Below are 11667 nucleotides of genomic sequence, written 5' to 3'. Positions count from 1 at the left end.
CGGTACCGGTCAGTCAGGTGCCGGCCGCGGAGGTCTTACTTGACGAGTTCCTCAATCTGCTTTTTGGCGTCAGCGAGGAGGGTTGCGGAGTCACCGCCGGCTACGGCCTTCTGGAGCATGGGAACCAGCACGGTGTCCACGATCTGCTGCCACTTGTCGGTGGCCGGGCGAGTCGCAGTGGCTTCGCCGTTCAAAGTCTCGATCAGCGGGCCGAAGCTTTCGTAGCCTTCCTTGTCCTGGTACTTCTCGAAAGCGGAGATGCGGGAAGCAAGGCCGAGGCTGGATTCGATACCCATGCTGTTGTGGTCGTAGGCACACTGGACGAACTTCTTCGCGGCGTCGGTGTTCTTGGTTGCCTTGGGAACAGTGAGGTACCAGGGGCCCGGGACACCGCCAATACCGGCGGAGCCGGCGATCATGGGTGCCGTTCCAACCTTGCCGGCGACCGGCGCATCCTTGGGGATCTGCCGGTAAGCATGGGCCCAGAAGCGGGTCATTGCGGTCTTGCCTTGGTTGAACAGGTTCTGGGCGGCAGCCCAATCCACCTGCGCGGCGCCGGACGGTGCGGACTTGGTGAGACTGACGTAGAAGTCCAGGGCTTCCTTGTGAGCGGCGTTGTCGATGACCACCTTGTTGTTTTCGTCCAGGATCATCGGGCCGCCTGCCTGCAGGACATGGGCGAGCCATTCGGTTTCCACGCCACCCTTGACATCGGTGCCGTACATGCCGTCCTTGGTGAAGAACTCGGAGATGTCCTGATACTGCTTCCAGGTGGTGGGGGCAGCAAGTTCATAGCCGTACTTGGCCTGGAAATCGGCCTTGTTCTTGGCATCCTCGAAGAGGTCTTTGCGGTAGAGGATGATCTCGGCGTTGGTCCAGGCGGGCAGGCCGATGAAGTGCCCGTCCACGTTCGCTTCCTTCACCAGGGCCGGGAAGATGTCCTTTTTGGCCTCGTCAGTGAAGATTTCGTCGATGGGCTGGAGGGCGTCTTTGAAACTGGGCAGCCAGACGGAGTCCAGGGCTGCGACGTCAAAGGAAACGGCGCCGGAGGAGAACTCGCTGGACAGCCGGTTGAACATGCCGTCGTAGGGCAGTTCGACGAAGTTCACGTCGACTCCGGCATCCTTTTTGCACTGTACGGCGACGCCCGTCAGTTCAGCGTGTCCGCCAGCTTCGACGAGGACATTGACGGTGCTTGTGCCGGCGCTACCCGTGGCTGACGGGCCCCCCGCGCCGCACCCCGTGGCTACCAGTGCGACGGCGGTGCAGATGCCGCCGATGGTGGCGAACCTGTTGATGGTCTTTCGAGTGGACATCGCTGTCGACTCACTTTCTCTCGAACGGAATTGGCGAGACTGAAACTGGGGTGAAAAACCGTTTTGCCAAAACGACTTGGCACTCACCATAGGACTAACCATGGAGGAGTGTCAAGCGTCACATCACTCGGATTCAACCTATTGACGGCCACCGGGAGTAAGCCCTAAAGTCATCCCGGACGGGCGAAAAACCGATTTGGCATACTTTGGCAGATCGCGCACCCTTTGCGCAAGCTTCCCGGCATCAAAATTCCCGCCCTGTCAGGCGTTCCCACCGAACTCGAACAAAGGAGTTTCACGTGCAAGCCCACGCCTACCAGCCCGACCGCAGAGCAGTGCTGCGCGCCGGATCAGCGTCTGCCGAGACCAAGCAGGGCTTCGTATGTAGCCGGCCCCAGACGCGTCGCCTGGGGCACCGGCGGTAGTTCGCCCAGCTAGGGCACACCCTAACCCGACAAACATCTCCTTGCCTGGACTGCAGAAGCAGTGGGAACTGATTTAGGCAGAGCCGATGGCAGGAAGGCCAAGCTGTCAGTGCTGTCTATTCTTTTTGGGCGGCAGTGCGAGCTTGCAGATTTTGGCCCAGGTGGAGCCGACCTGCTTCCAGATGGGGCCGGTGGTGTAGATCAAGCCGTAGCGGTGGCAGATTTCGCGGACCTTGGGTGCGATTTCTGCGTACCGGTTGGAGGGCAGGTCCGGGAAGAGGTGGTGTTCGATCTGGTGTGAGAGGTTGCCGGTCATCAGATGCATGAATTTGGACCCGGAGATGTTGGCGGATCCGATCATCTGACGGACGTACCAGTCGCCGCGGGTTTCGCCTTCCACCATTTCTTCGGTGAAGGTGTCGGTGCCTTCGGGGAAGTGGCCGCAGAAGATGACGGCGTGGGCCCAGAGATTGCGGACGGCATTGGCAGTCAGTGTGCCGTAGAGCGCCCGCTTGCCGGAGCCGGTGAGCATGGCCACGGCGGGGGTGGCGGCGTAGTCCTTGGTGAACTGCTTGAGGGCCTTTCGCCCGAGAGCTTTGAGGTCCTTGACGAGGGCCTCCTTGGACTTCTTGCCTTCCTTGTATTCGGTCAGCTCAAGATCGTAGATAGCGATGCCCCACTCGAAGACCGGCGCCAGCAGCGCGTTATAGAGCGGGTTGCCCAGGTTGAACGGCGTCCATTCCTGCTCAGGGTCCATCCGCAGCAGGTTGAATCCGATGTCGTTGTCCTTGCCCACCACGTTGGTCCAGCGGTGGTGGGAGTCGTTGTGGGTGTGCTGCCAGGCGCGGGAAGGGGTGACGAAGTCCCACTCCCAGGTGGTGGAGTGGATGTCCGGGTCCCGCATCCAGTCCCACTGGCCGTGCAGGACGTTGTGCCCGATTTCCATGTTTTCAAGGATCTTGGCCAGGCTAAGCAGGGTGGTGCCGGTGACCCAGGCGGCCTTGTGCTTGCTGACCAGCAGGGCGGCGCGGCCGGAGATCTCCAGGCCGCGCTGGATCTTGATCAAGCGGCGGATGTACGCGGCATCGGAGGCACCGCGTTTGGCAAGGATGTCGTCGCGGATGGCGTCCAGCTCGCGGCCCAGTTCGGCGACCTGCTCGTCCGAGAGATGCGCGGCGGACGGGGGCCGGCGCGTGGGTCCGCCGGACTCGGCGAGAGCGCCGGGCCGGATCTTCACCGCACCCGGTGCCTTCTTCGTGGGGACATCTACTGGCACGGCGTCCCCGGAAACGTCTGATTTGTTGGTAACTGTGGTCATGCGGTGGAACTCCTGCTTTGTCGAGGTTCACGGGCCCGGCACCTGCCGAAGGCCCCGTATGGATGAGGTGCCCGGCCCGCTGTGAGGCCGAGCTGGTTCGGGTCGCAACGGTTAACCCGGGGACCGCTCAATCTTGGGATGGCTGCCGTCCGGAAGGAAGAGCCATGGCGGCATGAAGCTGATGAGTTCGTGTGCAAGGCCGTGGGCGGTATGAGGCTGGCCTGTCCTGAAGGCGTGCATCACTCCACTCACGATCAGCCCGGCGAACGAGCTCGCCATGAGGTCGATTCGCGCGTCCGGCCACTGGGGTCGGGCGACCGCCATGATCGGACGGCAGCCCCGGGCGAACCCTTGGATGGCTCTGGCTACGGTGCCGCCTGCGTGCTCGGAGAGCAGCAGGTGCTCGTAGAGCTCCCGGTTCTCGAAGACCGTCTGGAGAATGAGCTCGAGAGCGAACTCGGAGACGGCTTGCCCATCGGCGCCGTGCACGGTCCGGGCCTCAATATCGAGGGCAGCAATCTCGGCGACCAGGTCATCGAGGATGAATAGCGCGAGCTCCTCGACGCTGGCGAACTGCTCATAGAACCCGCTCCGGCTAAGCCCCGCCTCAAGCGCGACGCGGGTCACGGAAGCGGCACCGAAGCCTTCAGCCTTAACTACCTTCGTTAACGCCTCCACCAGAAGGCGTTGCGACGCGACCGCCCGAGGATCCGTCGATCCCCTCCGCGTCACGCGTGCCTGACTGCGTCCATACTGTGCCATCAGCCCATCCTAAGGGACTTACAACACACTCGTGCAGTAACCGTCCCATAAGAGAGTCGACTGCCCTGCGGTCAACTTGCCAACGATCCGGCGTGACGGAGCCATGACGGGCAATGAACGGAAGGTGACAAAAAAATAGTTGTTTACAGATTTGTCATGCGCGGATAGGTAGTTTAAAGCTCAAACGATGGCCGATTCCCCTGTGAACGTACTGCTCGGTATCGCCCTGCCGTCCGGGTACCCCGGCAAGTTCCGGTAGAGGACGCGACTTTTTATTGTCCTGGGGATCGGATGATGCGTCGTTGAGTTGCGGCAGAGATGGCTGCGGTGCGGTTGTCCACGCCGAGTTTTTCGTAAATGTGCACCAGGTGCGTTTTCACGGTTGCCTCGGAAATGAAGGTTTGTTTTGCGATGGCCCGGTTGGACAGTCCGGTTGCCAGCAGCTCGAGCAGTTGGATTTCCCGTGGGGTGAGTGCAGGAGCGGGATTGGCGATCCGGTTCATGAGCAGGGCCGCTATTTTAGGGGCCAGGGCAGTCTGGCCGGCAGCGGCAGAGAGCACGGCCTGGCGAATCTGTTCGGGCGGTGCATCCTTGAGCATGTAGCCGCTGGCGCCTGCTTCCACGGCGGCCAGGATGTCTGCGTCCGTGTCGTAGGTGGTCAGGATCAGAACCGGCGGGGCCGTTTCCAGCATCCTGATTTGTGTGGTCGCGGTGACTCCATCCATCCCGGCGCCCATTTGCAAGTCCATGAGCACGACGTCGACCTTCTCGCCCAGGGTTTGCAGCCGTTTGAGTTCCTTCAGTGCTGCGTCGCCGTCTGCTGCTTCCGCGGCTATGGAAATGCCTTCGAATTCGGTGAGCATTGCCCGCAGCCCGGCCCTGACCACGGGGTGGTCATCAACGAGCAGAATCCGGATATCCTTCATTGTTATTCCCTTTCGGTCACGTCCTGCAGGGGCAGGCGGACAGCCACCACGGTCCCCTCCCCCGGCGCTGATTCGAGTTCGAGTGAACCTTTCAGCGCGGTGACCCGTTTCTGCAGGGACGCTATCCCGAAACCACTCCCATCGGTCCGGGCATTCCTGTCAGCGGCTACTGCAGGGGGGTCGAAGCCGACGCCATCGTCGTAGATGTCCAGGGTCACTTCAGTGCCCAGAAAGGCCAGCGTTACGACGGCGTTGCTCGCGTTGGAGTGCTCCCTGACGTTGGCGAGACTGGCCTGGGCGGCCCTCAACAGGGTCACCCGGTACGGTTGCGGCATTTCAACGGGGTCGCCGTCGAGTTCGAACCGGCACCGCAGCCCTGAGCCTCGGGCTGCGGCGCCGGTTTCCGTACTCTCGCAGAGCCGGCGCAGGCTCTCCACCAGGGAAGTTTCCTGCAGGTGCGGGGAGGAGAGCCCGCGGACAAAATTCCGGGCTTCGGCCAGGTTTTCGGAGGCGGTCTGCTGGACGAGTGCGAAGCGTTCGGCAGCGGTGGCGGTATCTCCGTCGGCGAGTGATTTTTCTGCCGCGCGCGCCATCAGCACGATGCTGGACAGCCCTTGGGCCAGTGTGTCGTGTATTTCCCTGGCCAGGCGTTCGCGTTCGGCCAGCACCCCGGCGTCGTGCTGGGATACTGCCAGTTCGGCACGGGTCCGGCGGAGTTCATCCGCTGCCCGGCGCTGGTTCTCCGCCTCCCGGTAGAGCGCGATGTAGGCCAGCCCGGTGACGACGGAAAACGCCGCGCCGAACAGGGGACCCAAAACCACTGCCAGGTGCGGGACCGTCAGCCCGCTGGCAGCCCACTGGGCGGCAATCACCGCTGCCGTCATCAACGCGATGGTCAGCACTGCAACGCCCCGTGGCAACAGATGCAGGTGGAGGAAGAAGAGGGGGAACGCAAGCCAGGCGAAATCAGCGCTGCCTGCCAACAAGAGGACCCACAGTGCGGTGACAAGTACCAGCCACAGGACACCGTAACGGCGCGGATCGAAACCTGTGCTCCCGGCGGCGAACCGCTTTTCCATGACGGTGCCGGCCAGGTACACCGCGGCCAGGACGCATGCGATCCCAACCCAGACATACCGCAGAGGATCCCCGGCGCCTGATGTCAGCAGCCTCAGGACTGCGACACACAACAGGACGGCGAAGCCGACGTGCAGCGTCAATCGCAGGACGCGCAAGATCGCAACCGAAGGAGCAGCATCCAGACCGATGAGCGGATCCCCGGGTGTATTAGGACCGGTCCCGTCCCGGGAGTGGGGTGGTTCCGTGACGGGCATTAAATCAGCTTATGCCCCACCCTGTCCGGGCCGGATCAATCAAACGGTTGACCCTTGGATCAACCCTATTTCCATCCAGGATCAACTACCTGCCCGATGGCGCCGGCACCGGTCCGCGGGAGAGTTGAAACAGAAGCCTTCTAACCGCCACGCGTCATCCACTGAAAGAAGACAGAACGTGTTTCTTGCTCTCCGCGACATCCGCTTTGCCAAGGGCAGGTTCACCCTGATGGGTGGTGTCGTCGCCCTGATCACCCTGCTGCTCGTCATGCTCTCGGGACTGACGGCCGGCCTGGGTGACCAGTCGACCTCCGCCATCGACAAACTCGGCTCCGTCCACGGCAGCGGCGTCCCCTCCAAAGCAGTGGACAGTATTGTCTTCGGCGCCCCCGGCACCAGCGAGCCAAAGGCTTCCTTCACCGAAAGTGAAGTCACCACCGCGCAGGTGGACAGCTGGAAGCGCCAGGCCGGCGTAGAGGACGCCGAAGCCCTGGGTATCAGCCAGACCCGTTTCCAAGCCGTAGCTGAAGATACCGGCACGGCCGCCAGCACAACCAACGTCGCAGTCTTCGGCGTCGAGCAAGACGGCGGACTGGCTCCCGCCCGTGTCACCGCCGACACCGTGGTGATCGGCAAAACCGTGGCCGAGGCCCTGTCCCTTGACACCGGGGACAGGGTCAACGCCGGAGGAACCGAGCTGACCGTCAGTGCCATAGTCGAGGACCAGTGGTACTCCCACACCAGCGTGGTGTGGACCGCGCTTCCGACCTGGGCCAAACTCGCCCACCTGAGCAACCCGAACCAGCTCGGAACCATCGCCGCCATCACCTACAAGAACGGTGACTCCGTGGACAAAGCGGCCGCCAACGCCGCAGCGAACACCGTGAGCGCTTCCCGCACCGGATCCTTCCAGGCCCTGGGGTCGTACAAAAGCGAAAACGGCTCGCTAACGCTGATGCAGGCCTTTCTCTACGGCATCTCCGCCCTCGTCATCGTCGCTTTCCTGACGGTGTGGACGGTGCAGCGGACCCGCGACATCGCCGTCCTGAAGGCCATGGGCGGATCCAGCGGCTATATCCTGCGGGACGCGATCACGCAGGCCGCAATCGTCCTGCTCGCCGGAGCAGGGATCGGTGGGGGAATCGGCATCCTCGCCGGCTTCTTCGCAGCACAGGCGGCCCCCTTCCTGGTTAATCCCGCAACTACGCTGCTCCCCATCCTGGGAATCGTTACCCTCGGCCTGGCCGGAGCGGCACTGGCCGTCGGCCGCGTCACCAAAGTCGATGCCCTGATCGCACTGGGCGGCAACTAAACCTTCGCCCGACGGAACCCTCCGCAGCCCGGCCACAGACCCGCGCGTCACTCCTTGAAAGGCCATACCTGATGCCCTCCACGTCCCATCCTCTGCAGCTAGTCAACGTCACCCTCGAATACCCGGACGGGGACGGAACGATCAAAGCCCTCGACTCGGTGAACCTCGCCGTGCAGGCCGGTGAAATAACTTCCCTCGTCGGGCCTTCCGGGTCGGGTAAATCCAGTCTTCTGGCCGCCGCCGCAACCCTCGTCCGCCCCACCCATGGGCTCGTGCTCATCGATGGGGCTGACGCCACTGGACTCGGCGACAAGGACCTCACCGCGCTGCGGCGGGAGAAGATCGGCATCATCTTCCAACAGCCAAACCTGCTGCCGTCCCTGACCGCGGCGGAACAGCTCATCATCGGAGACCACCTGCGCGGCAAGTCAGTCAAAGCAGCCAGGGCAAAGGCCGCGGAAATGCTCGATGTCGTCGGACTGGGCTCCAGCGCGGCGAAGCGCCCGCACCAGCTCTCCGGCGGCCAGCGCCAACGGGTCAACATCGCCCGTGCCCTGATGGGGAACCCCAAAGTCCTGCTCGTGGACGAACCCACCGCGGCCCTGGACCACGAACGCAGCTACTCCATCATCCGGCTCCTGCGCCGTGTCACCGACGACTTCATGGTCGCCACCGTCATGGTCACCCACGACACCGAATTCGTACCCCTGACCGACTCGGTAGCCACCATGCGCGACGGCAAACTCACCCCCATGCTCACCACGGTCTGAGCCCCACATCGGCTACCCAGACCATCCAGGCCCTTATATAACCCCCTGTCATAAGACCTCCGGCCTTCAACTCATCTAACCAAGGACAACTCGCCATGAAAAAGATCTACTACGCCGCCCTTTCCTACCTGATCGCCGGGCTGATTTCCGGGCTTTTCTACCGCTCATTCACCAAAGCCAATGACTTCACCGGCGACAGTCAACTCTCCGTGGTCCATACCCATCTTTTGGCTCTGGGCATGCTGTTTTTCCTCGCAGTCCTGGCACTGGACAAACTCTTCACCCTCTCCAATCTGCGGACGTTCAACGCCTTCTTCTGGACCTACAACGCCAGCCTTACCCTCACCTCCGGCATGATGGTCCTCAACGGCATCCTCACCGTTCAGGGCACCACGCCCTCAGCAGCGATCGCGGGCATCTCCGGGCTGGGACACATCGGCCTCACGGCCGGCCTGATCCTGGTCTTCATCACCCTCGGCAAGCGCGTCTCCGGCAAAGCAACCACCGAAGCCGAACTCACCCCCGCCAACTGACCCTCTAAACCGAGGACGGAAAATATGACCCGGAACAAAGAAACACTGGGCACGGGCGTCCGAAACAATGGATCAGCCTCCCCGCGCTGGCCGCAGGACTCAAGACCATCATCGAAGGCACCGGCACCGGCGCCGCAACGCCATAGCGGGAACCTAGAATGTCGCACCAGGTACTGCGCGTGACCGTGCGCGATGGACTTGCCGGGGTCAACCGAGTCGTAGGCCTGGTGCGTGTCCGCGGAACGGAGCCCCGATCCATCAGCGCATGCGTCACGTCAGAGACCGACACCTGGGTCATTGAGCACACACTCATTGCCAACGAAGAACGTACAGCGCTCCTCCACAGACAGCTCGAACGGCTGCCTTGCGTAGTAGCTGTCCAACGCGGCTTGGCACCGGCAAGCCACCTGACAGTCTCCAACAGGAGAGCTCTAGCACAGAGAGGCACACTACCCCGCCCACAACTGGGGGCAATTCTCAGAGGTTACCCACCGCTACTGCTGCTCAGGAGCTACCCACCGGCTCCCGATTTCCAGCCGTGGATAACCCAAATTGACCCCAGTCATGGACGGCTCAAGGTCGCCGTGCTTCCTGCAGCGTTCAGGAAGCACGGGAGGGTCAAAGCCCTGACAGGTTGACGGAATCTCCATTATCGGCTCTTGAAAACAGGCGGGGGAGTGCCTGCAAAAGGGGCAGTTTCCTGCCATTTTTCGTTGCGTTTTCTCCCCAGACTGTGGAAGTCAGAACTGCTCAGGCGGAGGAATGCAGAGCAGCGGCCAGCCCCCGTCGTGAAGCGTGCCGTACGGAACGAGAGACGCTCGACTGAGGATCCCAGTCGATGAGGCGCACGTTGCCGCCGTTAGCCTCCAAACTAACCGGTTGACCGTCTTGCTATGATCGCAACAAGAAGTGATGGGCCGGGAACCAGGCCGAATAATTGAGTTGAGGTTCATTTATGGTCCTTCAGGATCGTGCGAAGGCCACCCGTGAGGCCATAATTGTCGGGGCCGCAGCGGTTTTTGAGGAGCACGGCTACGGCGGTGCCAGTCTGACCCAGGTTTCCGATGCGGCCAAGGTCACCAAGGGGGCGCTCTACTTTCACTTCCAGTCCAAGGAAGAGCTGGCCAAGACGGTCATCGAGGAGCAGCACCGGATCGTCGTGGCAGAGAGTGCATCTCTCGTCGCCGAGGACCGGCCGGCCCTGCCAACCATGATCCTCCTGTGCCGCGTGTTCGGGCTCAAGCTGGTGCATGAGCCTGTCGTCCGGGCCGGCATCCGTCTCACGCTGGAAGCAACCGCATTTGGCCAGCCGGTGCAAGGACCATACGAGGACTGGATCGCCGTCATGGAGCAGCTGATTGACCGGGCCAAGAGAGAAAAGCAAGTACGATCCTCCGTCGGATCCGAGGCATTTGCCAGATACCTTGTTGCGTCGTTCACCGGAGTTCAAATGGTCTCTGGTGTCCTGACCGGTCGCGGTGATGTCATGCAACGGATCGAGGAGATGTGGGCCCTCTTGTTGCCCGGGATCATGCATGAAGATTTTCACGAGGACCCACAGGTCCTCTCCGGTCTGGTGTCCGCTGAAAGTCCTGGACAGCGGTAGGGTCAGGCTGCGTCATCGGCTTAGTGACGGTCAGAAGGCCGCGATATCGTCCCGCGTTCCCCGCCCTACACGCTGAAACCGGCAAACCGCACCCTCGCGAACAACTAAAGGAAACCGGACGACCGTCTTGTTTCGGTGAAGGCTGTCAATTATTCTTGTCTCGGATCTGTTAAAGCTCCGCTAGGAAAGGCGAGGCTGTGTCGGCGTGCATGTTTGGGGGGCGGCGGCACAGCTTGAGTCTTAACCCGGCAAGCGGTGAGCCCTCCGTCCGCAACAGCAACGCTTTCCTTCGCCCTGACATACTCAGGAACGCTGGCAGTGGCTGCTTTGATGTTTATTGGGCAGCTCGCTTCCTTCACCATCCTTCTTGCGTTAGCCGGGATCGTCAGGCTTCTGGCCCTTCCCTTCTACGCGCTGATTCGGCGCGTAGACAGGTGACCTTTGCTCCTGACCTCGCCGCAAGTAGTCAGCACCCTGTCTTTGGCAAACGCTTCGAAAAGCAGCTCAAAAAGTTGTTGGACCAGCCAAGCCCTCGTCTGGGAAACCCGGCGCCCCGCCGAGCGGCAATACGTGACCCGTAAGGTGGAGGAAACTCTCACCCACCGCACGCCACCCACAGCGGCACAGCACGGGTCGAATAAGGCATAGCTTCAGCGCGCCACCGGCCAGAACTTCGCGCGTTAGCCCATGGTCCGCCTCCAGAAATGGAGGGCGGACCATGGGGCACCTTATTGACGGCCCTGGAGGGTGCCGGCCTTAGCGGCGGTTGCGGCCGTCGTCGTCGAGTTCGATGTTTTCCTTGCGGACTTCTTCGGTAACGGTGTGCTGTTCGGTCACGGTTTCCTTGTCGAGGCGGACGCGTTCGACGGGGACGGTTTCCTTCTGGATAACGGGGCGTTCCTCGTGGAGTATCACCTCATGTTCTTCCTCGCTGATGGCGGGGCCGTCCAGGGCCGCGCCGCGGTTGGCGTCCGTGATCGGCTCACGTTCGAGGCGGACCTCTTCACGCTGGACCGGAACGGTCTTGGTGACCATTTCGGTGACCACGTACTTACGCAGCCGGGCGCGGCCTGTGGCTTGCTTTTCGGTGCCGACGCGGAGCTGCTCTTCAGAGCGGGTCATCGCATCATCGGTGGTGGGCCCGGAGGTGTCATGTCCGACCGTCCCACGGCCGGCGGCGACACCGGTGGTGTCCTGGTTATCGTGGCGGGAGAAGCCGCTGGAGTCTTCGTAGTAGGTGTAGAGCTGGTCTTCCTCGGCGGGCTCCAGGTGCCCGTCAGGGGCGACGCGGGGTGCGTCCTTGACCTTGTCCTTGGTGTACGGGACAACGATGTCCTTGCCGTCCTGGGTGGCGGCATCGAGCGG

General features: G+C 62.2%; 11 protein-coding genes. 5 read left to right on the top strand and 6 right to left on the bottom strand.

Annotated features, from left to right (window positions below):
* Window positions 1-35: 35 nt before the first annotated feature.
* The 5 genes from CXQ88_RS11890 to CXQ88_RS11870 all read right to left on the bottom strand — a co-directional run bounded on the left by CXQ88_RS11890 (window position 36) and on the right by CXQ88_RS11870 (window position 6081).
* Entirely contained in the window at window positions 36-1316 is a 1281-nt protein-coding gene (locus tag CXQ88_RS11890; protein ID WP_104044383.1) for an ABC transporter substrate-binding protein, read from the bottom strand.
* Window positions 1317-1847: 531 nt separating this feature from the next.
* Window positions 1848-3059, bottom strand: coding sequence for a fatty acid desaturase family protein (locus tag CXQ88_RS11885; RefSeq protein WP_104044382.1), 1212 nt, complete (start codon window positions 3057-3059; stop codon window positions 1848-1850).
* A gap of 111 nt (window positions 3060-3170) precedes the next feature.
* Entirely contained in the window at window positions 3171-3737 is a 567-nt protein-coding gene (locus CXQ88_RS11880) for a TetR/AcrR family transcriptional regulator (protein WP_181037491.1), read from the bottom strand.
* A gap of 356 nt (window positions 3738-4093) precedes the next feature.
* Entirely contained in the window at window positions 4094-4747 is a 654-nt protein-coding gene (locus tag CXQ88_RS11875; protein WP_104044380.1) for a response regulator, read from the bottom strand.
* Window positions 4748-4749: 2 nt separating this feature from the next.
* A complete protein-coding gene (locus CXQ88_RS11870; protein WP_104044379.1) occupies window positions 4750-6081 on the bottom strand; it encodes a sensor histidine kinase in 1332 nt (443 codons plus the stop codon).
* A gap of 178 nt (window positions 6082-6259) precedes the next feature.
* Here CXQ88_RS11870 and CXQ88_RS11865 point away from each other — a divergent pair, with 178 nt between their 5' ends.
* From CXQ88_RS11865 to CXQ88_RS21560, 5 genes are all read left to right on the top strand, one after another.
* Entirely contained in the window at window positions 6260-7393 is a 1134-nt protein-coding gene (locus tag CXQ88_RS11865; RefSeq protein WP_104044378.1) for an ABC transporter permease, read from the top strand.
* Between the two features lie 71 nt (window positions 7394-7464).
* Window positions 7465-8163, top strand: coding sequence for an ABC transporter ATP-binding protein (locus CXQ88_RS11860; protein WP_104044377.1), 699 nt, complete (start codon window positions 7465-7467; stop codon window positions 8161-8163).
* Between the two features lie 95 nt (window positions 8164-8258).
* A complete protein-coding gene (locus CXQ88_RS11855; RefSeq protein WP_104044376.1) occupies window positions 8259-8696 on the top strand; it encodes a DUF2871 domain-containing protein in 438 nt (145 codons plus the stop codon).
* A 955-nt stretch (window positions 8697-9651) separates the two neighbouring features.
* Window positions 9652-10302: a ScbR family autoregulator-binding transcription factor gene (locus CXQ88_RS11850; RefSeq protein WP_104044375.1), complete on the top strand. Its 651-nt coding sequence runs from the start codon at window positions 9652-9654 to the stop codon at window positions 10300-10302.
* Between the two features lie 255 nt (window positions 10303-10557).
* Window positions 10558-10740 (top strand): hypothetical protein, encoded by a 183-nt coding sequence (locus CXQ88_RS21560; RefSeq protein ID WP_146069198.1) that lies wholly within the window; start codon window positions 10558-10560, stop codon window positions 10738-10740.
* A 318-nt stretch (window positions 10741-11058) separates the two neighbouring features.
* Here CXQ88_RS21560 and CXQ88_RS11845 read toward each other — a convergent pair.
* The coding region (locus CXQ88_RS11845) for a YsnF/AvaK domain-containing protein (RefSeq protein ID WP_104044374.1) at window positions 11059-11667 on the bottom strand (609 nt) is incomplete at its 5' end.

It is taken from the genome of Arthrobacter sp. ZGTC412 (assembly GCF_002929215.1).
Classification (GTDB): domain Bacteria; phylum Actinomycetota; class Actinomycetes; order Actinomycetales; family Micrococcaceae; genus Arthrobacter.
Note: the sequence above shows the minus strand (reverse complement) of the source record. Positions and strands in the feature narration are given on the sequence as shown.